The organism is Bradyrhizobium sp. 215_C5_N1_1 (assembly GCF_052075935.1).
In the GTDB taxonomy this organism is placed as follows: Bacteria; Pseudomonadota; Alphaproteobacteria; order Rhizobiales; family Xanthobacteraceae; genus Bradyrhizobium; species Bradyrhizobium barranii.
In genome coordinates, this window is sequence record NZ_CP197228.1 from 7,712,620 (window position 1) to 7,734,591 (window position 21,972).

At 65.0% G+C, this 21,972-nt stretch carries 20 protein-coding genes; 11 read left to right on the forward strand and 9 right to left on the reverse strand.

The window, feature by feature from the left end; translation table 11 throughout:
- Positions 1–8 precede the first annotated feature (8 nt).
- Complete coding sequence (locus AB7G19_RS36965) at positions 9–461, reverse strand: hypothetical protein (RefSeq protein ID WP_223153845.1); 453 nt, start codon at positions 459–461, stop codon at positions 9–11.
- A gap of 254 nt (positions 462–715) precedes the next feature.
- Between AB7G19_RS36965 and AB7G19_RS36970 the strand changes: the two genes are divergently transcribed.
- The 6 genes from AB7G19_RS36970 (at position 716) to AB7G19_RS36995 (ending at position 6,222) form a co-directional block, all read left to right on the forward strand.
- Positions 716–934 (forward strand): hypothetical protein, encoded by a 219-nt coding sequence (locus AB7G19_RS36970; protein WP_225048619.1) that lies wholly within the window; start codon positions 716–718, stop codon positions 932–934.
- Positions 935–1,129: 195 nt separating this feature from the next.
- Positions 1,130–2,281, forward strand: coding sequence for an ATP phosphoribosyltransferase regulatory subunit (locus AB7G19_RS36975; protein ID WP_028157923.1), 1,152 nt, complete (start codon positions 1,130–1,132; stop codon positions 2,279–2,281).
- 3 nt (positions 2,282–2,284) lie between these two features.
- The gene (gene hisG / locus AB7G19_RS36980) at positions 2,285–3,262 is read left to right on the forward strand and encodes an ATP phosphoribosyltransferase (RefSeq protein ID WP_028153072.1); all 978 of its coding nucleotides are present in this window, start codon (positions 2,285–2,287) and stop codon (positions 3,260–3,262) included.
- An 85-nt stretch (positions 3,263–3,347) separates the two neighbouring features.
- Positions 3,348–4,394: a glycosyltransferase family 2 protein gene (locus AB7G19_RS36985; RefSeq protein ID WP_063985621.1), complete on the forward strand. Its 1,047-nt coding sequence runs from the start codon at positions 3,348–3,350 to the stop codon at positions 4,392–4,394.
- Positions 4,391–5,236, forward strand: a complete 846-nt coding sequence (locus AB7G19_RS36990) for a ChbG/HpnK family deacetylase (RefSeq protein WP_085403374.1) — start codon at positions 4,391–4,393, stop codon at positions 5,234–5,236. The genes AB7G19_RS36985 and AB7G19_RS36990 overlap by 4 nt, the downstream gene beginning before the upstream one ends.
- 125 nt (positions 5,237–5,361) lie before the next feature.
- Positions 5,362–6,222: a DUF2076 domain-containing protein gene (locus tag AB7G19_RS36995; RefSeq protein ID WP_085403375.1), complete on the forward strand. Its 861-nt coding sequence runs from the start codon at positions 5,362–5,364 to the stop codon at positions 6,220–6,222.
- A gap of 73 nt (positions 6,223–6,295) precedes the next feature.
- Here AB7G19_RS36995 and AB7G19_RS37000 read toward each other — a convergent pair whose 3' ends face one another.
- Positions 6,296–7,111, reverse strand: a complete 816-nt coding sequence (locus AB7G19_RS37000) for a L,D-transpeptidase (RefSeq protein ID WP_085403376.1) — start codon at positions 7,109–7,111, stop codon at positions 6,296–6,298.
- Positions 7,112–7,425: 314 nt separating this feature from the next.
- On the opposite strand from AB7G19_RS37000, the gene AB7G19_RS37005 reads away from it, so the two are divergent.
- A complete protein-coding gene (locus tag AB7G19_RS37005) occupies positions 7,426–8,205 on the forward strand; it encodes a protein phosphatase CheZ (protein ID WP_028157918.1) in 780 nt (259 codons plus the stop codon).
- A gap of 208 nt (positions 8,206–8,413) precedes the next feature.
- Here the strand turns inward: AB7G19_RS37005 and AB7G19_RS37010 are convergent, their stop codons facing one another.
- Positions 8,414–8,935, reverse strand: a complete 522-nt coding sequence (locus AB7G19_RS37010; RefSeq protein WP_063985626.1) for a hypothetical protein — start codon at positions 8,933–8,935, stop codon at positions 8,414–8,416.
- Positions 8,936–9,264: 329 nt separating this feature from the next.
- On the opposite strand from AB7G19_RS37010, the gene AB7G19_RS37015 reads away from it, so the two are divergent.
- The 3 genes from AB7G19_RS37015 to AB7G19_RS37025 all read left to right on the forward strand — a co-directional run bounded on the left by AB7G19_RS37015 (position 9,265) and on the right by AB7G19_RS37025 (position 12,656).
- Positions 9,265–9,561, forward strand: a complete 297-nt coding sequence (locus AB7G19_RS37015; RefSeq protein ID WP_014491914.1) for a co-chaperone GroES — start codon at positions 9,265–9,267, stop codon at positions 9,559–9,561.
- 108 nt (positions 9,562–9,669) lie between these two features.
- The gene (gene groL, locus AB7G19_RS37020; RefSeq protein WP_071909505.1) at positions 9,670–11,301 is read left to right on the forward strand and encodes a chaperonin GroEL; all 1,632 of its coding nucleotides are present in this window, start codon (positions 9,670–9,672) and stop codon (positions 11,299–11,301) included.
- A gap of 143 nt (positions 11,302–11,444) precedes the next feature.
- A complete protein-coding gene (locus AB7G19_RS37025) occupies positions 11,445–12,656 on the forward strand; it encodes a hypothetical protein (RefSeq protein WP_135214806.1) in 1,212 nt (403 codons plus the stop codon).
- A gap of 135 nt (positions 12,657–12,791) precedes the next feature.
- Here the strand turns inward: AB7G19_RS37025 and AB7G19_RS37030 are convergent, their stop codons facing one another.
- Both AB7G19_RS37030 and AB7G19_RS37035 read right to left on the reverse strand, forming a co-directional pair.
- Positions 12,792–13,190: an META domain-containing protein gene (locus AB7G19_RS37030; protein WP_063985629.1), complete on the reverse strand. Its 399-nt coding sequence runs from the start codon at positions 13,188–13,190 to the stop codon at positions 12,792–12,794.
- A 242-nt stretch (positions 13,191–13,432) separates the two neighbouring features.
- Complete coding sequence (locus AB7G19_RS37035; RefSeq protein WP_135214805.1) at positions 13,433–15,097, reverse strand: L-lactate permease; 1,665 nt, start codon at positions 15,095–15,097, stop codon at positions 13,433–13,435.
- Between the two features lie 307 nt (positions 15,098–15,404).
- Here AB7G19_RS37035 and AB7G19_RS37040 point away from each other — a divergent pair, with 307 nt between their 5' ends.
- Positions 15,405–17,168, forward strand: coding sequence for an ABC transporter ATP-binding protein/permease (locus AB7G19_RS37040; RefSeq protein WP_085403379.1), 1,764 nt, complete (start codon positions 15,405–15,407; stop codon positions 17,166–17,168).
- A gap of 255 nt (positions 17,169–17,423) precedes the next feature.
- On the opposite strand, the gene AB7G19_RS37045 is transcribed toward AB7G19_RS37040, so the two are convergent.
- From AB7G19_RS37045 to AB7G19_RS37060, 4 genes are all read right to left on the reverse strand, one after another.
- Entirely contained in the window at positions 17,424–18,455 is a 1,032-nt protein-coding gene (locus AB7G19_RS37045) for a TorF family putative porin (protein ID WP_071909500.1), read from the reverse strand.
- 450 nt (positions 18,456–18,905) lie between these two features.
- Positions 18,906–19,289 carry a histone gene (locus AB7G19_RS37050; protein WP_441268767.1) on the reverse strand — a complete coding sequence of 128 codons (384 nt, stop codon included), beginning with the start codon at positions 19,287–19,289 and terminating at the stop codon, positions 18,906–18,908.
- 68 nt (positions 19,290–19,357) lie between these two features.
- Positions 19,358–20,680, reverse strand: a complete 1,323-nt coding sequence (gene glcF, locus AB7G19_RS37055) for a glycolate oxidase subunit GlcF (protein WP_085403380.1) — start codon at positions 20,678–20,680, stop codon at positions 19,358–19,360.
- Entirely contained in the window at positions 20,677–21,915 is a 1,239-nt protein-coding gene (locus AB7G19_RS37060; RefSeq protein ID WP_085403381.1) for an FAD-binding protein, read from the reverse strand. Before AB7G19_RS37060 ends, glcF begins: the two co-directional genes overlap by 4 nt.
- Positions 21,916–21,972 lie beyond the last annotated feature (57 nt).

A 21,972-nucleotide genomic window follows, 5' to 3' on the forward strand; every position in this document is an offset into this window, starting at 1 on the left:
CCTGCCGCTTACTTCGCCTTCCTTGTCGATGCAGCGCCCTTGGGGGCACGCAGATCATCCGGCCCGTTGATGCCGGCGCGCTTGAGATCGCGAAGCAGTTTTGTGAGCAGCAGCATATTAGTCTTCTGCAGTTCGTGATTGTTTCCAAACCTGAATGCGTTCTGCTCGGTCACGATGAGCCCGGCCTTGGTTTCGGCGAGAATCTTTCGTCTCTTAAGTCCCGTCACGCGACGGCGAACCGTCTCGAGCGGCAGGCTGAGGAAGCGAGAGAGCGCCGCGCGGGACACCCCTTGCTTGATCGCATCCGGCTCGACCGCGTGAATGCTGGAGAATCTCTCGTCCAGCGACGGATCGTTCATCACATTGATGACGTTCGCGTTGAGAATCGCATGAACGATCAGTAGGTCCAGCGGATCGAATTCGTCGTAGTGCCGGAACAGCTCGCTGATCGAAAACAGCATATAGGCCAGCGTGTGCCGCGAGACCGTCCGGATAGCGTCTGATGCATTGCGCATGAATCGAAACCAACATTCACATTGTAAGCGAAGGCAGCAGCGAACGGGTCATCCGCCATACCCAATATGAGTATGCGACGACTTGCCTGTCCTCCTCAATTTCTCAATGTGACGTTGAGCTTGCGGTTGCTGCATTGAGTCGCATGCGCGGACAAAAATCAGCGACGGGCAATGAGGCTGTCGCGCAGGACGACATGGCCATGGACGACGATGTTGCATCGGACAGGCGGCGACGCGAGGAGCTCGGGCTCATCAAGGCATTTCTCGGCATAAGGGACCCGAGCAGGAGGCAGAGAATTCTCGAGCTTGCCGAGGAGCTCGCAGATCACGCCGCGTCCGAAACCGCAGGGCTTGCCTTCGCCTCGACCGATGCATCGCTTGGCGATGCGCCCAGAGATCTCCCTGGCCAGACTGAGTGAAAACCAAGCCCTTCCCGCCCTAGGTATTAAAATACCCAAAATACCTTCTGACAGATCGCTGCGTCCCGCCTCCAAAGCCGTTAAGCGATTGATCCTTTGGAGGTCGAAACCGCTTTCGCGCCATGCTAAGGCCTGCGCCAATTCGCCTCCCTTCTTTCGCCCTGCCCGGTTCCACCGGGACGATGGACCCCTGTTATGACCGCGACTGCCACCTCAAATGCTGCCGGCTCCGCCGCCTGGGCGGATACGCTGCTCTTGTCGTTCGCGCAGGCCGGCTATGTCAGGGCCGAGCCCGCGATTCTGCAACCGGCCGAGCCGTTCCTGGACCTCTCCGGCGAGGACATCCGCAAGAGCCTGTACCTGACGACGGACCTGTCCGGCGAGGAGCTTTGCCTGCGCCCGGACCTGACCATTCCCGTCGCCCGCGACTACCTCACCTCGAGCCGCGCCGGCCAGCCGGCCGGGTTCAGCTATCTCGGCCCGGTGTTCCGCTACCGCAGCGGCCAGGCCAGCGAGTTTCTTCAGGCCGGCATCGAATCGTTCGGCCGCCAGGACCGCGCTGCGGCCGATGCCGAGATGCTGGCGCTGGCGCTGGAAGCGACCGCGGCCTTCGGTGTCCGCGATGTCGAGATTCGCACCGGCGACGTGGCGCTGTTCAACGCCCTGCTCGATGCGCTCGACCTCTATCCGGTGTGGCGCCGCCGCCTGGTCAAGGATTTCAACCGCAAGATCAGCCTGGAAAAAGATCTGGAGAAGCTGGCGGCCGCGACCACCGCGACCCGCAGCGAATATGAGGGTGTGCTGGCCGCGCTCGCCGGCTCCGACCGCAAGGCTGCGCTCGCCTTCGTCACCGATCTGATGTCGATCGCCGGCACCACCAATGTCGGGGGCCGCACCACGGCCGAGATCGCCGACCGTTTCCTGGAGCAGTCGACGCTGAAGGGCGGCGCGCTGCCGCGCGAGGCGATCGCCGTGCTCAAGCGCTTCCTGTCGATCGCGGGCAATCCCGACGATGCCGTCGCCGAACTCCGCGCGCTCACCACGGACGCGAAGCTCGACCTCAGCGCTGCCGTCGACCAGTTCGAAAGCCGGGTCGGCTTCATGGCCGCGCGCGGCATCGACGTGAAGCAGACGCGCTTTTCGACCGCGTTCGGACGCGGCCTCGACTATTACACCGGCTTCGAATTCGAGCTGCATCACAGGGGCAACGGCGCCGAGCCGCTGGTGGCCGGCGGCCGCTATGACGGGCTGATGACCCAGCTCGGATCGGCCGAGCCGATCCCCGCGGTCGGCTTCTCGGTCTGGGTCGACGCGCTGACCCGGATCGGCCGCAAGGTGGGAGCTTAAGTCATGAGCGCGCCATTCGTCCTGGCCGTTCCCTCCAAGGGCCGCCTGCAGGAAAACACCGAGGCGTTCTTCGCCCGCGCCGGGCTCAAGCTGTCGAAGGCCGGCGGTGCGCGCGACTATCGCGGCACGCTCGCAGGCCTCGACAATGTCGAGGTCGCCTATCTCTCGGCGAGCGAGATTGCTTCGCAACTGTCGCGCGGCTTTGCGCATCTCGGCGTCACCGGCGAAGACCTGGTGCGCGAGAACATCGCGGATGCCGACAAGCGCGTGTCCCTGATCGACGGGCTCGGCTTCGGCTATGCCGACGTCGTCGTCGCGGTGCCGCAGGCGTGGATCGACGTCCGCACCATGGCCGACCTCGACGACGTCACCACCGGCTTCCGCGAGCAGCATCACATGCGGATGCGGGTCGCGACCAAGTTCATCAACCTCACCCGCACCTTCTTCCAGAGCCACGGCATCACCGACTACCGCATCGTCGAAAGCGCGGGCGCGACCGAAGGCGCGCCCGCGGCCGGCAGCGCCGAGCTGATCGTCGACATCACCACGACCGGTGCGACGCTCGCCGCCAACGGCTTGCGGGTGCTCGACGACGGCGTGATCCTGCGCAGCCAGGCCAATCTGGTCGCCTCTAGGGATGCCGACTGGTCGCCGCAGGCGCGGGAGACCGCGCGCGTCATCCTCGATCACATCGCAGCAAGGGCGCGGGCCAACAAATACCGCGAGGTCCGCACCCGCTTCCAGCAATGCGACGCCGCCCTGCTCGGCGAAGCCCACGAGCGCTTCGGCGTCGAGGCCCCGTTCGGAGGGCCGACCTCGTCGGGCATGCTGACGCTGCACTGTCCGCCGGGTCAGCTCTATGCGCTGGCGAGCTTCCTGCGCGAGCATGGCGCCGAGACCGTCTCGGTGGTTTCGCTCGACTATGTGTTCGACCGGGAGAACCCGCTGTTCGCCAAGCTCGAGGCATTCCTGCGGCAGTGAGCCTCAGGTCCGTTCAGCGTAGCGACAGCAAACGGCAGCTACCATATGCTGTTGAGAACCATGGACGCCTCTGGAACCTTGATCAATGACGCTGGGCTCTGACGTTTCCGGCATGACGACCACCGCGGCCAGTGCCGCCGCGAAGGGGTTGTCGATTGTCGTCCCCGTCTACAACGAGGCGGCGGGCCTCGCCGCCCTGCACCAGCGCATCTGCGATCTCGCCAAGACCTTGCAGCAGCGCTATCGCTTGCGTTGCGAAGTCGTCTATGTCGACGACGGCAGCGCGGACGCGACGCTCTCGATCGCCCGGTCGCTGCCGGCCGACGCGGTCGACGTTCAGGTGGTGTCGCTGTCGCGCAATTTCGGCAAGGAAGCCGCGCTGATGGCCGGCCTCGACCATGCCCGGCTCGGCGCCGTGATGTTCATGGACGGCGACGGCCAGCATCCGCCGGCCCTGGTCGAGCAGCTGGTGCGGCACTGGATCGAGGACGGCTATGACGTCGTCTATACCGCCAAGGCGCATCGCGACAACGAGCCCTTCCTGCGCCGCGTCGCCGTGCGCGGGTTCTATTCGCTGATCAATTGGGGCGCGCGCCAAAAGATTCCTGAAGACGCCGGCGACTTCCGCCTGCTGTCGCCGCGCGCGGTCGCAGCGCTCAGGCAGCTGCCGGAGCGTAACCGCTTCTTCAAAGGCCTCGCGAGCTGGATCGGCTTCCGCCAAATCCGCGTCGATTACGAGCCCGCGCCGCGCACCCATGGTGTGACGACCTTCAGCGCCGCGCGCCTGCTCGGTCTTTCGATCGAAGGGGTGACCTCGTTCTCGGTGGCACCGCTGCGCTTCGCCAGCCTGCTCGGCGTCATCCTCGCCGGCGGCGCCTTCCTGTTCGGCCTCTCGATCCTCTGGGAAGTCTGGACCACGGGCAAGCAGGTGCCCGGCTATCCCTCGCTCGTGATCGGCCTGATGACCATCGGCGGCGTGCAGCTCATCATGATCGGCATCGTCGGCGAATATATCGGCAAGATCCTGTCCGAGCTGAAGGCGCGCCCGATCTACTTCGTCGCCGAGCACAGCGAAAAGCATTTCGAGACCGGGAAGGCCGACGACGCCTCGAAGAGGACGGCCGCCGAATGAGCGCGGCCGCGGGCCTGCGGCGGATCTGGCTCTGCGCCGACGATTACGGCATCAGCCCGGGCGTCAATCGCGCCATCCGCGACCTGATCGAACGCGGCCGTCTCAATGCCACCTCGGTGATGATGGTGGGACCGGCGATCGAGCGCGGCGAGATCGAGGCGCTCCAGACGGCGGCGAAAGCGAGCCCGCGCTGCGCGATCGGCTTGCACGTGACCTTGTCGGCGCCGTTCCGGCCGCTCACCATGCATTTCCGACCGCTGGACGGCGACATGTTCATGCCGTTCCCGAAACTGCTGCGCGCCGGCCTTGCACGCCGGCTCGACCGCGAATTCTTTCGCAATGAGGTCAGGGCGCAGCTGGCGGCGTTCGCGGAAGCGTTCGGGCGCGCGCCTGACTTCGTCGACGGCCATCAGCATGTGCAGCTCTATCCGCAGGTGCGCGACGGCTTTGTCGATGCGGTCAGCGAAGCCGCGCCGAAAGCCTGGGTCCGCCAGGGCGGGCGCGACCTGCCGCTCGTGCAGCGGCTGGCCTCACCAAAAGCCATGGTGCTCGATATCCTGAGCGCGCAATTCCGCCGCCGCGCCGCCAGCGCCGGCCTCAGCTTCAATCCCGGCTTTGCCGGCGCCTATGATTTTGCGCGCGAGGCCGATTTCGGCGCGCTGATGCGGCAGTTTCTGGAAGGCCTCCCCGATGGCGGCCTCGTGATGTGCCACCCCGGCTTCGTCGACGATGTCCTCACCGGCCTCGATCCGATGACCGACGTCCGCGAACGCGAGCATGCTTATCTTTCAGGCGATGGGTTTGCGCGCCTGCTGGCCGACAGCGGCGTCACGCTGGGGTGAAACCGGCGGAAAGCAAGCCGCTGGGCAGCTTGTCGCATACCGAAATTTAATCCGGCCGGCACTGTTGGGGCCACAATGGAACCCTACATCTGCCTCGCGCTTGGTTTGAGCGAGGGAGACTGATCATGACGCCGCAGGAACGCCAGCTCGTCGACGAGCTTTTCGACCGGCTTTCGAAACTGGAAAATGCACCGCGGGATCCCGACGCGATCGCCGCGATCTCCGACGGGCTGCGCAAGGCCCCCGGCGCGGTCTACGCACTGGTGCAGACCACGCTATTGCAGGACGAAGCGCTGAAGCGTGCTCATAACCGCATCCAGGAGCTGGAAGCGGCCCATGCGCCCGAGCAGGCGCAGTCCGGCGGCTTCCTCGATACCATGCGCGACTCGCTGTTCGGCGGAGGCCCCTCGCGCGGCTCGGTTCCGAACGTGCCGCCGCGTGACGCGCGGCCGGTCTGGAACACCGGTCAGGCGATGCCGCAGGCACAGCCCGGTTACGGCGCGCCGCCTCCTTATGGACAGGCCTACGGCCAAGGTCCAGGTCAAGCTCCGGGTCAGGGCTATGGCGCTCCGCCGATGGGCGGTGGCGGCGGCTCGTTCCTCGGCACGGCGGCGGCGGCCGCGGCCGGCGTCGTCGGCGGTTCGCTGCTGCTCTCCAGCATCCGCGGCATGATGGGCGGATCGCACCAGCAGGCCTTCGGCGACACCAACGCGCTCGGCGACCGCAGCGCTGGTGGAAGTCCCTGGGGCGGCAGCGACCAGTCCGGCGGCTCGCTCTCGCGCGATGCCGGTCTCAACGACATTGGCTCCAACCGCGACCGCGACGACGGTTCCCGCCAGGGCCTCACCGACCAGGCGTCGAACGACCGGGACAACAACAACGATCAGAACTACGACGACAACGACCACGACAACGGCAATATGGACATAGCCGACGACGACAGCGATTTCGGCGGCGGAGACGATGGCGGCAGCGACTACGCGTGAGGCTGCCCGATCAGCGCGACAAACAAAAACGGCCGCCCGGGAGGCGGCCGTTTTCATGTCGAGCGTCAGACGCTCACATCACCACGACCTTGGTGCCGACATTGACGCGGCCGTAGAGGTCGATGACGTCCTCGTTACGCATGCGGATGCAGCCTGAGGAGACGTTGGTGCCGATGGTCCAGGGCTCGTTGGAGCCGTGGATACGATAGAGCGTCGAGCCCAGATACATCGCGCGCGCGCCGAGCGGATTTTCCGGGCCGCCTTCCATGTGCCGCGGCAGGTCGGGCCGGCGCGCGATCATTTCCGCCGGCGGCGTCCAGTCCGGCCATTCGCGCTTGGCCGTGATCGACTTCACGCCGGACCAGGTGAAGCCGGGACGGCCGACGCCGATTCCGTAGCGCATCGCCCGGCCGTTGCCCTCGACCAGATAGAGGAACTTGTTCGGCGTATCGACCACGATGGTGCCGGCAGTTTCCTTGCCGCTATAGTCGACGGATTGCTTCTCGAATCTCGGATCGAACGGACGCTGGCGCGGATCGACCGCCTCCTGCTGGAGACCTGCGCCTTGCTGATATCCACCCTGCATCTGCGGCTCGCCCATCGGTGGCAGGCGGCGCTGGTCGTAATAGCCGGGCTGCTGCTGATAGACCGGCTGTTGCGGCGCGTAGGCCGGGCCGCGGCCGGGACCGTCACCGAACAGGAACTCGATGAAGCCGCCGCCCATATTCGCATTGGAGGCGACACGCACCGGCGCCGGCTGCACCTGCGGCTGGTAGAGCACCGCGGGCGGATCGTTCGGCACACTATTGTCGAAGGCGCTGGCGCTGTTCGCGCCGGCAATGAAGGTGCAAGCGCTGCCGAGCAGCGCGACAGACATTTTCTTGAACATCGACGTACTCTGTACTGTTTCGTCTAGATCCCATGCGTCGTGCAGAGCCGATGGCTGACCGGCGACCGCGACGTGGTCAATAAAGAGCAAAAGCCGTTTTGTTTGGTAAACGTATCAGCCGTTTCGATTCACCACGTCGCGAGCGAGGGTGCAATTTGGCGATCAGCGTTTATTTTCGATGAACGCCGCAGGCCCATGGTTAATCGCTTCCTTTCGCGCCGTCGCGTGCGGCCGCGCAACAGTTCCCGCTGTGAACCTCGTGTTAAATTGCTTCTGTCTACAAAGACGCGTGAGTGAGGTGGGGGGAGTTCCTGATGGCTATTCACCGCAAACGTTTTCGTGTCGAGGAGGCTATTGTCGGCGAGATGCCCAGCCCCGAAATGATTGAGGAGGCTGCGCCGATGCATAACGAGATCATGGCGGAGCTGCGTGCGATCCGCGCACAGATGGCGAAGGGCACCGTGCCCTTGTCCGGCAGCGCGGCCATGGCGGCGATCGACGCCTCCACCGCCCACGAGCTCTCTGAAGCTCGTACCATGCTCGATACCTACCGGGCGCAGATCGAGCAGTGCGAGAAGCTGAAGGTCGAGCTCGACCTCATCCACGACGCCATCGATCGCACCAAGCGCGAGATCGCGACGCTGCACGGCAAGAGCTTCGACGGCGGCGAAATGGCCAAGGTCAATGGCGAGCTCGGCGCGGTCGTCGGCGGCACCGAGCAGGCGACCCAGCAGATCCTCGAAGCCGCCGAATCGATCGACCAGGCGGCCAGCGCGATGTCCAAGGTGCAATCGGCCGATCAGCAGAAGCGGCTCGCCGACGACATCCAGGAACGCGTCATCTCGATCTTCGAAGCCTGCAACTTCCAGGACCTGACCGGCCAGCGCATCAGCAAGGTCATGACCACGATGAAGTTCATCGAGCAGCACATCAATGCGATGATGGAGATCTGGGGCGGCGTCGACGCGATCAAGGCCCATGTGCCCGCGCCGGCCGACACCCGCAGCGAGGACGAAAAGCTCCTCAACGGCCCCAAGCTCGCCGGCGACGTCGGCCACGCCTCGCAGGACGACATCGACGCGCTGTTCGACTGATCGGGCGCGGCATTACGGAAAAACAAAACGCCGGCGAGAGCCGGCGTTTTTTGTTTTTGGAGCATCCCCTCCACTGTCATCGCCCGGCTTGATGTTCAGCCCGGGACATGACCGGGCGATCCAGTATTCCAGAAACTGCGAGGCTAGAACCGAAAAGCCGCGGCGTACTGGATGCCCCGCCTTCGCGGGGCATGACGAAGTAGAGAGACTACGCCCTTGGCGCGCAGCGGACGTAGACCATGTTGCCGTAGCGGGTGGCGGCGTCCTTGTCGATGAAGCGGGTGATCAGGACGCGGCCGTCGAAGGAGACGATCTCGCGGTCCTGCTCGCCGGGGGTGGGCCCCGCCGGGCCGATGTAGTTCTTGCCGCTGGGCGAGCCCTTCAGCCGCAGCTCCTGCGGCGTCGCCTGGTCGGCGAGATGCATGATCACGCCGCCGGAGGAACCGGCGGTGATCACGTAGGGATTCTTGCACTGCGCCCGGGCCGCGGCCTCGGTGCGGGCACGGTCGGCCGGGTTCTGGAACGAGGCGAGACCCCAGCGGCCGACGATCTCGTCGGCGCGGATGCTCGCCGGCATTTCCGGGCCGGTGCCGGGCTCGGCCTCGGGCGGCGGCGAAGACGACGAGAACGACGGCAGGCTCATACCGCCGCCACAGGCGCCAAGCAGCAGCGCCAGGCAGGAGGCGGCCGCCAGATTGGCAACCGTGCGTGCGTGAGCTGACCTGATCATGACATTCCCCCGAGCAAACCGTCCCCCAAATGAGACCCCGACCGCATCCCTCCTGCAGCCAAGCGCAAAACCGCTGTCGGAGCAATGACGTCCTTTATACGCCAGCGCGACCAATATGTTTCTATAGACACGATCCTATATCCGCCTCACCAATCGCTTAACCACCCTTGCTTGACAGGATCGCGGCCAAGCCATATTTCCGGGCGCACTATTAGCACTCGGAAAGCCCGATTGCTAAGCGCGCCGTTCGATCCTCGGCAAGAGGGTGGACGGACGCCGCCCCTACCCACTTCCATTCCTTCCGAAGCGAGCCTCCAAAGGGAAACGTCATGGCTAAATCCAAATTTCGTCCGCTGCATGACCGTGTCGTGGTCAAACGTATCGACGCCGAGGAAAAGACCAAGGGCGGCATCATCATTCCGGACACCGCCAAGGAAAAGCCGTCCCAGGGCGAGGTCGTCGCCGTCGGCCCCGGCGGCCGCGACGAGGCCGGCAAGCTGATCCCGATCGACCTCAAGGTCGGCGACCGCGTGCTGTTCGGCAAGTGGTCGGGCACCGAGGTCAAGATCGACAACGAAGAGCTCCTGATCATGAAGGAGTCGGACATCATGGGCGTCATGGCCTAAAGCCGCCAGCCTGAACAGCCGCTGAATGTCATGCCCGGATCGCGCGATCCGGGCATTCGGTCATTCCGCAAGCGGCAGACACATCACGAAACACGAGGGATTGAAGAAATGGCTGCCAAAGACGTCAAGTTTTCCGGAGACGCGCGCGAACGCATGCTGCGCGGCGTCGACATTCTCGCCAACGCCGTCAAGGTGACGCTCGGTCCGAAGGGCCGCAACGTCGTCATCGAGAAGAGCTTCGGCGCACCCCGCATCACCAAGGACGGCGTCACCGTCGCCAAGGAGATCGAGCTCGAGGACAAGTTCGAGAACATGGGCGCGCAGATGCTGCGCGAAGTCGCCTCCAAAACCAACGACACCGCGGGTGACGGCACCACCACCGCGACCGTGCTGGCCCAGGCCATCGTGCGCGAAGGCGCCAAGGCTGTTGCCGCCGGCATGAACCCGATGGACCTCAAGCGCGGCATCGACACCGCGGTTACGGCTGTCATCAAGGACATCGAGAAGCGCGCCAAGCCGGTCGCCGCCTCCTCCGAGGTCGCCCAGGTCGGCACCATCTCGGCCAACGGCGATGCCGCCATCGGCAAGATGATCGCCCAGGCGATGCAGAAGGTCGGCAACGAGGGCGTCATCACCGTCGAGGAGAACAAGTCGCTCGACACCGAGGTCGACATCGTCGAGGGCATGAAGTTCGACCGCGGCTATCTGTCGCCCTACTTCGTCACCAACCCCGAGAAGATGACCGCCGAGTTCGAGGACGCCTACATCCTCCTGCACGAGAAGAAGCTGTCCGGCCTGCAGGCCATGCTGCCGGTGCTGGAAGCCGTGGTGCAGTCGGGCAAGCCGCTCGTCATCATCGCCGAGGACGTCGAGGGCGAGGCGCTGGCCACCCTGGTCGTCAACCGCCTCCGTGGCGGCCTCAAGGTCGCCGCCGTCAAGGCGCCGGGCTTCGGCGACCGCCGCAAGGCCATGCTCGAGGACCTCGCGATCCTCACCGGCGGCCAGCTCATCTCCGAGGACCTCGGCATGAAGCTCGAGAACGTCACGGTGAAGATGCTCGGTCGTGCCGGCAAGGTCGTGATCGACAAGGAGAACACCACGATCGTCAAGGGCGCCGGCAAGAAGCCGGAGATCGAGGCCCGCGTCGGCCAGATCAAGGCCCAGATCGAGGAGACCACCTCGGACTACGACCGTGAGAAGCTCCAGGAGCGTCTCGCCAAGCTCGCCGGCGGCGTCGCGGTGATCCGCGTCGGCGGCGCGACCGAGATCGAGGTCAAGGAGAAGAAGGACCGCGTCGAGGACGCGCTCAACGCCACCCGCGCCGCGGTGCAGGAAGGCATCGTCCCCGGCGGCGGCGTCGCGCTGCTGCGGGCCAAGAAGGCGGTGGGCCGTCTCACCAACGCCAATGCCGACGTCCAGGCCGGCATCAACATCGTGCTGAAGGCGCTGGAAGCCCCGATCCGCCAGATCTCCGAGAACGCGGGCGTGGAAGGCTCGATCGTGGTCGGCAAGATCCTGGAGAACAAGTCCGAGACCTTCGGCTTCGACGCCCAGAACGAGGACTATGTCGACATGGTCGAGAAGGGCATCATCGATCCCGCCAAGGTGGTCCGCACCGCGCTGCAGGACGCCTCGTCCGTGGCCGGCCTGCTGGTGACCACCGAGGCCATGGTCGCCGAAACGCCGAAGAAGGAAGCTCCGCCCGCCATGCCGGGCGGCGGCGGCATGGGCGGCTTCTAAGCCTCCGTTCCGTTACAATGTTGCGAAGGCCGCCTCCGGGCGGCCTTCTTTTTTGCCGACCCTGCCCCTTCTGCTTTCCAATTCAACCGGCGGCCAAAACCCACTACGGTGGCGCGCCGATTCGATTGCGCGAGGATTCATCGATGCGTGCGCTTCTGGTTTGTTCGACAGCCCTTTTGGCGGCCCTGCTTGCCGTCTCGCCCGATGTCGCATCGGCCCAGATGAAGCTGTCGCCGAAGGCCACGGCGCCGGGCGGGACGGAGACCCGCTATTTCACCTCGATTGACGGCCTGATGGACGGCAATGCCGACGTGATCCTGAAGGAGACGCGGCAGGGCAAGACGGTGACGGCGGCCGTGCTCGACGTCTGCTATCCCGTCGCAAAGAATTCCGACCGCAAGGACCGCTTCGTCGTCAATCTCCAGGTCGCGGGCCAGAACCTGACGGGCACGACCCAGAGCCTCGGCGAGAAGGCGCCCGTCACCGTCAAGCTGCTGCGCAAACAGTCCGGCGACACGTTCGAGTTCCGCGGCCAGATCGCGATCGGCCAGGCCGTGACCGAGGTCACCTCGCCCGACAATTCCGATCTCAGCGAGAAGGAATTTCAGGACAACCAGACCTCCGACGACGGCATCACGCCGCAGCCGAAGGATTTCACCGACGTCTCTCCGGAAGCGATCGCGGTCAAGGTCAAGCTGGATGCGGCGACCGAGTTCCTGAAGAGCCTGAAGGGCCAGGACGTCGAGGTGACGCTGGCGAGCCTGACCGTCGGCTGCGACGCGCTGCGTGCCGGCGAGCAGACCATCAACATGTCGGTCGATCCGGAACGCGCCGGCGCGCTGCTGGCGAAGTTCAAGGCGATGCCCGGCGTCACCGCGGCGGGCTGGACCGCGGGCATGACCGAGATGGACCGCACCATCCGCTTTCCCGCGGCCGACTGGCGCGACGGCGACAAGATCAGCCGGGACAAGCTCGCCTCAGCCGTCGCCGGCGTGATGAGCCGGACGCTTGCGGCAAAGCAGGTCTCGCACAGCTTCAACCCGGCCACCGGCAAGCTCAAGCTCGTCTTCAAGCGGCCGAACCAGGATTTTCCGGCACTCGAGCTCACCGACACGATCGAGGTTGCAGGCCTCATCTCGCCCGACAAGCCCGGCACGACCGACAAACTGATGCTTTGGATCGGCAGCCCCTCGACCACGACCGCCGATGAGAGCAGCGGCGCCAAGCTCAATCTCTCGGACGACGCTTCGGCCGACGAGGAAGGCGATCAGCCCGACGACAACGGCTCGATCGAAGCGCTCGCGAAAGAGCTGAAAGGCCAGCGCTGGGACGCCGACAAGTCGGTGTGGAAGTAGGCGTAGACACCCACTCTCGCCGTCATCGCCCGGCTTGACCGGGCGATCCAGTACTCCGAGACAGTTGTGGTTGAATCGAGAGGCCGCGGCGTACTGGGTGCCCCGGTCAAGCCGGGGCACGACAGCGATCGCGCCTCAATTCCCCGTCGTGCGAAAGCGCAGCGGCTTGGGACCGATCAGTGTCAGTACGTCGCCCTGACGCTTCCAGGTCTCGACGCTGCTGAGCGACGCGACGAGTTCGTCGTCGGCCTGCGCCCTGGCCGGCGGACAGGAACGGTCCTGGATCTGGCCGGGGACGAAGATCACCGTGTTGCCGGCGACCGAGAACTGGCCCTTGCCACCCTTGCACCAGAGCTCCAGCACGACTTCGCCATTGTCGCCGATCTCGATGTTCGGAATCCGCTTCGAGCCCGGCTGCGGCAGGGCCTCCAGCGTCATCTCGGTACCGAACGGAAAACCGTCCTCGGCACGCGCGAGCGTGGACATCGCGAGCATTGCAACCGCCAAACACGCCATCTGCTTGAGCGAAACCATGAGACCTCTCGACCGACCTGATTTGCGGCACGTTCTATAAGACGGCGGCGCTGTTGAGAAGGTTCGCGGAGGCTAAAGCGCGATGAGATTGGGACGAATCGTCATCGCGCTTCAGGTTGTTGTTTGAGCGTGATCTTTTCGGAAAACCGCTTCGCACTTTTCCGGATCATGCTTTAGATGCAAAAATCCCCGCAAGGCAGCGAAGCCCTGCGGGGATTTGCGTTGAAGCGAGGCGTGACCTGCTACTTCAGCACCATCGCCGTGAACGGCCAGACATAGGCCTGCAACGTCACGAACAGGCCGACCAGGGAGGCCAGCACGATCGAGTGCCAGAACACGAAGCGCAGGATCGTGCCCTCATGGCCGTACCAGTTGGTGGCAGTGGAGGCGACGACGATCGATTGCGCGTCGATCATCTTGCCCATCACGCCGCCGGACGAGTTCGCCGCAGCCATCAGGATCGGCGACAGGCCGAGCTGCTCGGACGTAATCTTCTGCAGATTGCCGAACAGCACGTTGGAAGCGGTGTCCGATCCCGTCAGCGCCACGCCCAACCAGCCGAGCAGCGTGCCGAAGAAGGGATAGAGCACGCCGGTTGCGGCAAAGGCGAGGCCGAGCGTTGCGTCGACGCCGGAGAGCCGCGTGAGCGTACCGATCGCGAGCATCGCCGAGATCGTGATCAGCGAGATCGCGCAGAGCCGGATGGTGCGGCCGTATTGGATCAGCAGCCTGCCGGGACCGACACCCATCAGGAAGCCGGAGATGATCGCGGCAATCAGCATGCCCGTGCCGGTGAAGGACAGGTAGGTGAAGCCGAACACCGCGCTCTCTTTGGTCGGCCCTGGCGCGACCGGCGGCATCTTGTTGATCATCTGATGCAGCTCGGGAACGGGATAGTTCCAGGTGAAGATCGAGTTCGCCCAGGTCTTGAAGCCGCCATTGCCCCAGACCAGCATCACGATGCAGACGATGATCCACGGCAGCAGCGCGCTGAACAGCTCGCTCTGCGTCAGCGGCGTCTTGTCGAGCGGCTTGGCCGCAGCCATGGTGGAGGCCGATTCATCGTTCCCGCGCAGCGCCGGCGACAACCAGAGCTGCCTGGGTTGCCACACCTTCAGGAACAGGATCAGCGCGCCCATCGAGATCAGCGACGCCCCGATGTCGACGATCCAGGGATTGATGAAGTTCGAGATCACGAATTGCGGGACCGCGAACGACACGCCGGTGACGAGGATCGCCGGCCAGACGTCCTTCATGCCCTTCCAACCCGCAAACGCCCACACCACCCAGAACGGCACGATCAGAGAGAAGATCGGCAACTGCCGTCCGACCATCGCGCCGAGGATGTAGGGATCAAGCCCGGTGACCGAGGCAAGACCCTGGATCGGCGTGCCCAGCGCGCCAAAAGCGACCGGCGCGGTATTGGCGATCAGCGACAGGCCGGAGGCCGCGAGCGGCGAGAAGCCGAGCCCGATCAGCACGGCGCCCGTGATGGCGACCGGCGTGCCGAAGCCCGAGGCTCCCTCGAAGAACGCGCCGAAGGAGAACGCGATCAGCAGCAATTGCAGCCGCCGGTCCTCGGTGACGCCGCCGACCGCGCGCTTGAGCAGCTCGAAGCGCCCGGTGGTGACCGTCACCTGGTAGAGGAAGATGACGTTGAGAACGATCCAGCCGATCGGGAAGAAGCCGGTCACGATGCCGAGGATCGAGGCGCGGATCGACATGTTCGCCGGCATGGTGAACACGAAGATCGTGATCAGGTTGGCCACGATCACGGCGATGATTGCAGCAATATGGGCCTGGACGCGACCGCTCGCGATCAGGATCAGCAGCGTGACGACGGGTATTGCCGCCGCGATCGTCGACAGCACCGGGCTGTGCAGCGGGTCATAGACTTGATTCCACATGGTCTTCCTCCCCCACGCCTGTTGCGGCAGGCGGCCCGCGTGGACAGCCGAACCTGCTTGACGCTGGAAGCGATAACCCCCGAGCTGGACGCGAATTCCTCGCGAGTGCGGCGGTTCCCGTCCGCTCACAAGCCCGCGAAGTCCCGGAGGCCCCCACCCCGCGCCGTTGTACCCATGCTAGGGTTGCAAGCTGCGACAAGCCAACGCAAATTGATGAACTTGCGACTTTAGTCTAAGCGCTTTCTGCCGTTGCCACAGCCATTTGGCCTATGGCCGTTGTGCACATCCCCTCAGGAGACAGAGCTCTGTGAAGAACATCAGCGCCACGCTCGCGATCGTCTGGCGAATCGCCGTCCCCTATTTCCGCTCGGAGGACAAGTGGGCAGGCTGCGGCCTGCTCGCCGCCGTGATCGCAATCGAGCTGGCGCTGGTCGCGATCGACGTGCTGGTGAACCAGTGGCAGAACCGGTTCTACAGCGCGCTCCAGAACAGCGACTGGGACGCCTTCGTCACGCAGATCTGGATCTTCATCGGCCTCGCCTTCACCGCGATCGCGCTGGCGGTCTACAAGCTGTACCTGAACCAGTGGCTCCAGATCCGCTGGCGGCAGTGGCTCACCCAACACTATCTCCGCGAATGGCTCGACGGCTCCACGCATTACCGCATGCAGCTCAAGGGCGATGCGGCCGACAACCCTGACCAGCGCATCACCGACGACGTCAAGAACTTCGTCGAGCAGACCCTGACGATCGGACTGGGCCTGCTCTCGGCGATCGTGACGCTGTTCTCCTTCGTGATCATCCTCTGGGGCCTGTCCAACGCCGCGCCGCTGCACCTGTTCGGCACCGATCTCATGATCCCCGGCTATTTGTGCTGGGGCGCGTTGATCTACGCGATCTTCGGCACCGCGCTGACGCACTGGATCGGAGCGCCGCTGGTCAATCTCAATTTCGAGCAACAGCGCTATGAGGCCGACTTTCGCTTCAACCTCGTCCGCGTCCGCGAGAATTCCGAGCAGATCGCGCTGCTCAAGGGCGAGGGCGCCGAACGCGGCGGTCTCTTCCGTCGCTTCGGCTTCGTGATCGGCAACTGGTACGCCATCATGAGCCGGACCAAGCGCCTCACCGCGTTCACGGCGAGCTATCAGCAGGCTGCCGTGATCTTTCCCTACGTGCTGGTGGCGCCAGCCTTCTTCGCCAAGAAGATCCAGCTCGGCGACATGATGCAGACGGCATCGGCCTTCTCGAGCGTCCAGGGTGCGCTGTCGTTCTTCGTGGTGGCCTACCGGGCGCTGGCGGAATGGCGCGCGATCGTCGCCCGTCTCGACGGCTTCGAGATGTCGGTGGCCTCGGCCGCACACCCGCCGACGCATGAGCCGACCATCGGCCTTGCACCATCCGGCAGCACGACGGCGATCGCGCTCAAGCAGCTGCTCGTGAAGCTACCGAACGGTGCGCCTCTGGTCGCAGCCGATGCCTTCACGATCCAACCGGCGGAGCGGGTCTTGGTGACCGGGCCGTCGGGCTCCGGCAAGTCGACGCTTTTCCGGGCCATCGCCGGCGTCTGGCCGTTCGGCACCGGCACCATCGCCATACCCGGGAAATCGAAGCTGATGATGCTACCGCAGCGCCCCTACTTCCCGATCGGCCCGCTAGGCGACGCGGTCATCTACCCGGCAGAACATGGCGCCGTCGCACCGGAGAAAATCCGGGACGCACTCATTGCGGTCGGCATGCCGAAGCTGGCCGAGCGACTCGACGAGGACGGTCATTGGAACAGGACGCTCTCGCTCGGCGAGCAGCAGCGCCTGGGGCTCGCGCGCGCCCTCCTGCACGTACCGGATTATCTGTTCCTCGACGAGGCCACGGCGTCGCTGGACGAACCATCGGAAGCCCGGCTGTACCGGCTGCTGGCGGAGAAGCTGCCGCAGGCCACCATCGTCTCGATCGGCCACCGCTCGACGCTCGACGCCTTCCACACCCGCAAGGTGGCGTTGGTGAAGGACGGCGAGATCCACGTTCTCGGCAAGGACGGCGAGCCGGCCCAGGCGGAGCCGACCGCGGCGAGCTGAGGTGACACAACCAAGCCTGAGGCTAGCCTCGGTAGGACCTTCGTTGCAGCCACCCTTCGAGACGCCGCCTCCGGCGGGCTCTTCAGGATGAGGTCTGTAATCGCGGCAAGATCCTCGACCCTCATGGCGAGGAGCGCCGCCTGGCGGCGCGTGTCGAACCATGCAGGCCGAGCGCTCTCACAGACGAGCCCAAGCCCAAAGCAAAAGGGCGGCAGATTGCTCTGCCGCCCTCGTTAGGTCGTCTCGGGAAGAAACTTACTTCAGGTTGGTCATCGCCGTCAGGTCGACCGAGAGCTTGGCGACGCCGGCCGCGCTGCACCAGTTGGAGCCGAACGCCGTGGCCGCGTTCGCGCCGCCATTGATCGGCGTCACGAAACCGGGGCTGGAGTTGGTGGCCGAGAAGTCGCTGGTGAAGGCGTTGCAGTTACCCTTCGAGAGGTCGGTGTCGTAGTAGCGCAGATCGAGCGTGAACACCTTGTAGGTGAAGCCGACGCCGACGTTCCAGGTGTTGTAGCTCGGCTCCTTGATGCCGTTGGAGTACAGCGGGTCGCCGGCAATGCCGTAGAAGATGTCGGAGGTGCCGAGCCACTGACGGCCGAATTCACCCGACACATACATGCCGACGCCGCTGGCACCGAACGTGGTGCTCGGCGCGGTCCACTTGGCGGTGATCGAGGCGTAGTTACCCCAGGCGCCGAGGTTCAGGAAGTTCGGCGAATAGTACTCGTTGAAGCCAACGACCCACTGGTCGTTGATGTTGAGATTCAGCTTGGCATAGACTTCGTAGAAGCTTGCGTCCTTCTTGGCGAAGTTGCCGTTGATCGGAAGGCCGATCGCGCCCTGCGAATTGTCGAGGCCGGTGCCGCAATTGCCCTGGGCGAGGGTGCCCTGCGAACCGAAGCAGCTTCCGCCCGGATAGAGGTAGCCCCAGATACCGAAGTCGAAGGCGAACATGCCGAAGGTCGGGCGGATACCGCCGTAGATGTCGACTTCAGCCGCGGCGCGGTTCGGGAACGAGATGCTCTCCGCGGACGCACCGACGTAGAGCTGGAGGTCCTTGTTGACGTTGTAGCGCGGCTCGAAATAGGCGGCGACCGACGGGTTGTGGTTCGACTGAGTAACGCCGCGGAAGATGTAATCGCTCATGATGCCGGCGCCGAAGGCGACATCCCAGGGGTCAAAGGCGGGCGGCGGCGGGGCCTTCAGAGCCTTGACCGGCATGTCTGCCGCGAAAGCCGAACCCGTCACCATTGCCAGCGCCGTTGCCAACAAAGCCACTTTTTTCATTTCGATCCCCATCACCAGTTCTACCCAGTCGGTTTCCCGGAAGCCCCCCGGGCGTACGACGTGTCTGCAAAATTTCGTTACCGCGACAATCTGGATGGGAGGATGCGAACCGTGAAGCAAAAATCACGAGCATCTGCCGACTTTTTAGGCGTTCTGACGATTCTACAGAAGGTTGTCCGCCTGTGTTGCTTCTCGATCACATTATTTTCATTCCAAAGTGCACAGAGCCGCCCGGATTAATACGGGAGCCGCCGGTGCAGTGGTGCCTGTGCCACGAATCGGACTGACGCGAGAAACGACAACCGGGCGGCGACCATTGTGCCGATGCAAAAAGGCCGCAGCATCACCGCCGCGGCCTTCCTGTTGTCGGTCGTTGTCGTCGGGATGGACCCAGCCTTGGCCCTCACCTTGGACCTGACTTGGACCCTAACCGTGGGAGCCCCTCGGGGCCTAACCCTGCCCTTCGGCCGGCGTCGGCTCCGCAGAAGACGAAGGCATCGCCCAGCTTGTCTCGGCGGCGGGCTCCGGAGCCGGAGCCGCCACCGGCGCTGAGGGCTTCGGCGCAGGAGCTGCCTTCGCCTTCTTCGGCGCCGCTTTCTTTGCGGCCTTCTTCGGTGCAGCCGGCTTGGCAGCCTTCTTGGCCGACTTCTTCGCAGCCTTCTTGGCGGCCTTCTTCGGGGCGGCCTTCCTGGCAGATTTCTTCGCAGACTTCTTGGCAGACTTTTTCGCGGACTTCTTGGCTGCCCTCTTCGCGGTCTTCTTCGCCGCTACAGCCTTCTTGGCCTTCTTGGCCTTTTTGGCCTTCTTGCTTTTTTTCTTCTTCGCTTTCGCCATCGTGGTCCTCCTGTTGCCGCCGAACAATGGTCGATCGGGCGTCTTCAGCCGTCACCTCCGGACGAAGGCTAGCTCGAGGCATTCAATGCCGGCCGCGACCCGCCCGTAGCCCAATCGAGAAGCTCAATCGTGTGTACGACCGGAACTGACGTGCCACTGGCAATCTGCACCATGCAGCCGATATTGCCCGCGGCAATCATGTCCGGCTTGACGCTTGCGATGTTGGCGACCTTGCGGTCGCGCAACCGGCCCGCAAGCTCGGGCTGGAGAATGTTGTAGGTCCCCGCCGAGCCGCAACACAAATGGCTCTCCGGCACATCTTTCACCACGAATCCATTCTTGGAAAGCAATTCTTTCGGAAGGCCCGTGATTTTCTGCCCGTGCTGCAACGAACACGCGGAGTGATAGGCGACGACGATATTGTCCTGTCGCGTAGTGGTCGCGAGCTCGAGGCCGGCAACGAATTCGGTGATGTCCTTGGCGAGCGTGGACACCTGCGCTGCATCGGCGGCAAACGCCGTGTCCTCGCGCAGGAGATAGCCGTAGTCCTTGATCACCGTGCCGCAGCCGGAGGCCGTCACCAGGATGGCGTCGAGCCCCTCGCCGGCCGCTTCCTTTCGCCACGCCGCGACGTTGGCGCGGGCCCGCGCCAACGCATCCTGGTCGTTGCCCAGATGGTGGGTCAGCGCGCCGCAGCACTGCTCGTCCCGGACCAGGACAACCTCGATGCCGTGGCGGGTGAGGAGGCTGATGGCGGCCTGGTTGATGCGCGGCGCCAGCACCTGCTGGGCACAGCCTTGCAGCAGCGCGACCCGGCCGCGCTTCTTGCCGAGTGCCGCGAATACGCTGCCGGGGAGCGGGCCGGGCGACGGCAGACGGTTCGGCGCCAGCGCCAGCATCGCCTTGAGGCGCTGGATCAGGCCGGGCGTCGCCGACGGCCGCGGCGTCGGCAGGAATACGGCAAGCGGACGGGCGAGGCGCGCCAGCCACATGCTGGTGCGGAAGAGCTGCGGATTCGGCAGGACAAAGGCCAGCACCTGGCGCAACAGCCGCTCGGTCAGCGGCCGCTGATAGCGCTGCTCGATCCTGACCCGGGCCTGGTCGACGAGGTGCATGTAGTTCACCCCCGAGGGGCAGGTCGTCATGCAGGACAGACACGACAGGCAGCGGTCGACATGCTTGACCACCTCGGCCGTCGGGGTCTGGTCCTTCTCCAGCATCTCCTTGATCAGGTAGATGCGGCCGCGCGGGCTATCGAGCTCGTCGCCGAGCAGCACATAGGTCGGACAGGTTGCAGTGCAGAAGCCGCAATGGACGCAGGCGCGCAGGATCTTGTCGGCTTCCGCGATGTCGGGGTCGGCGAGCTGCGCCAGTGAGAATTCGGTCTTCATGCCGCAGCGCCCCGCGTCAGCCGCCCCCGGTTGAGAATGGTTTTCGGATCGAAACTGGCGCGGACCCGATCGCTCAGCGCGGCAATGCCGGGCGCCTGCGGATGGAATACGTCGACACCGCGCCTGACGTCCTCGGCCGCCCGGATCAGCGTGGCGTGCCCGCCCACAGCATCCGCACGCTGGCGCACGGCCGGGGCATGCGCGTCAGCCTTCGGCGGCAGCGCGGCCCAGATCAGGCCGCCGCCCCAATCGTAGATGATGTCGCCGCCGGTCTCGCGCGCCAGCTGGGTCCCGAGCACCGCGCCGGAAGCCGGCGGACAAACGATCCGCCACACCGGCCAGGCCCCAACTGCACCGCCGGCCGCGAACGGCAGGACGTCGCGGATCGTGGCCCACAATGCGGCGGAGGCCACATCCTCGACCAGCGTCGCGGTTCCGAACGGCGCCAGCAATTCGCGCAGCGAGCCGGCGCGGTGCGCGGCGGACGCCGTGATGCCCTCGAGCCGCAGCACGGTTAGCGCTTCGCCCTGGCTGGCGATGTCGCCCAGCCCGTCGGTCTTCGCCCGGAAGGCCGATTTCGGCAGATGCGCGGCGGCGGAGACGTCGAAGGGCGAGCCGAGCGCCGCGGTCATCGCCTTGTTGGCGACGGCATCGTCGAGCCCGCGCAGCAGCAGCGTCCGCTCCGCTTCGGGCTTCGGCATCACCTTGAGCGTCACCTCGGTCATTACCGACAGCGTGCCCCAGGACCCCGCCAGCAGCTTGCAGAGGTCGTAGCCGGTGACGTTCTTCACCACCTTGCCGCCGGTCTTGAAGCTGTCGCCGAAACCGGAGACGGCGTGCGCCCCGAGCAGGTGATCGCGCGCCCCGCCCGCCTTGATCCGCCGCGGACCGGCGAGACCGGCCGCGATCATGCCGCCGATGGTACCCAACGCGGGCGTGCCGAGCAGCGGCGCGGTGTTCATCGGCTCGAAGGCGAATTGCTGGTTCTTGGCGTCGATCAGCGACAGCACGTCGGCCAGCGGGGCGCCGGCCTGGAGCGTGACGATCAGCTCGTTGGGTTCGTAGGAGGTGACGGCATTCAGCGCGGAGAGGTCGAGCACGGCGTTGGTCGCCATTGTGTGGCCAATGCTGCGCTTGCTGCCATGACCGATGATCTCGAGCGGCTGCTCGTTGGCAATCGCCGCGCGCACCACCTCTTCGACGTCTTTGGCGTCTCTGACCCTGAGCGTATCCACGGGAAAAGGCGGTAGCGAAATTCGCCGCCAAAATCAAATGCGGCGTGACGCCGGCGA

What these genes read in the sequence shown, in the direction of transcription:
- AB7G19_RS36965 (WP_223153845.1), bottom strand. Translation starts at nt 461, where the DNA reads ATGCTGTTTTCGATCAGCGAGCTGTTCCGGCACTACGACGAATTCGAT.
- AB7G19_RS36970 (WP_225048619.1), top strand. Translation starts at nt 716, where the DNA reads ATGGACGACGATGTTGCATCGGACAGGCGGCGACGCGAGGAGCTCGGG.
- AB7G19_RS36975 (WP_028157923.1), top strand. Translation starts at nt 1,130, where the DNA reads ATGACCGCGACTGCCACCTCAAATGCTGCCGGCTCCGCCGCCTGGGCG.
- hisG (WP_028153072.1), top strand. Translation starts at nt 2,285, where the DNA reads ATGAGCGCGCCATTCGTCCTGGCCGTTCCCTCCAAGGGCCGCCTGCAG.
- AB7G19_RS36985 (WP_063985621.1), top strand. Translation starts at nt 3,348, where the DNA reads ATGACGCTGGGCTCTGACGTTTCCGGCATGACGACCACCGCGGCCAGT.
- AB7G19_RS36990 (WP_085403374.1), top strand. Translation starts at nt 4,391, where the DNA reads ATGAGCGCGGCCGCGGGCCTGCGGCGGATCTGGCTCTGCGCCGACGAT.
- AB7G19_RS36995 (WP_085403375.1), top strand. Translation starts at nt 5,362, where the DNA reads ATGACGCCGCAGGAACGCCAGCTCGTCGACGAGCTTTTCGACCGGCTT.
- AB7G19_RS37000 (WP_085403376.1), bottom strand. Translation starts at nt 7,111, where the DNA reads ATGTTCAAGAAAATGTCTGTCGCGCTGCTCGGCAGCGCTTGCACCTTC.
- AB7G19_RS37005 (WP_028157918.1), top strand. Translation starts at nt 7,426, where the DNA reads ATGGCTATTCACCGCAAACGTTTTCGTGTCGAGGAGGCTATTGTCGGC.
- AB7G19_RS37010 (WP_063985626.1), bottom strand. Translation starts at nt 8,935, where the DNA reads ATGATCAGGTCAGCTCACGCACGCACGGTTGCCAATCTGGCGGCCGCC.
- AB7G19_RS37015 (WP_014491914.1), top strand. Translation starts at nt 9,265, where the DNA reads ATGGCTAAATCCAAATTTCGTCCGCTGCATGACCGTGTCGTGGTCAAA.
- groL (WP_071909505.1), top strand. Translation starts at nt 9,670, where the DNA reads ATGGCTGCCAAAGACGTCAAGTTTTCCGGAGACGCGCGCGAACGCATG.
- AB7G19_RS37025 (WP_135214806.1), top strand. Translation starts at nt 11,445, where the DNA reads ATGCGTGCGCTTCTGGTTTGTTCGACAGCCCTTTTGGCGGCCCTGCTT.
- AB7G19_RS37030 (WP_063985629.1), bottom strand. Translation starts at nt 13,190, where the DNA reads ATGGTTTCGCTCAAGCAGATGGCGTGTTTGGCGGTTGCAATGCTCGCG.
- AB7G19_RS37035 (WP_135214805.1), bottom strand. Translation starts at nt 15,097, where the DNA reads ATGTGGAATCAAGTCTATGACCCGCTGCACAGCCCGGTGCTGTCGACG.
- AB7G19_RS37045 (WP_071909500.1), bottom strand. Translation starts at nt 18,455, where the DNA reads ATGAAAAAAGTGGCTTTGTTGGCAACGGCGCTGGCAATGGTGACGGGT.
- AB7G19_RS37050 (WP_441268767.1), bottom strand. Translation starts at nt 19,289, where the DNA reads ATGGCGAAAGCGAAGAAGAAAAAAAGCAAGAAGGCCAAAAAGGCCAAG.
- glcF (WP_085403380.1), bottom strand. Translation starts at nt 20,680, where the DNA reads ATGAAGACCGAATTCTCACTGGCGCAGCTCGCCGACCCCGACATCGCG.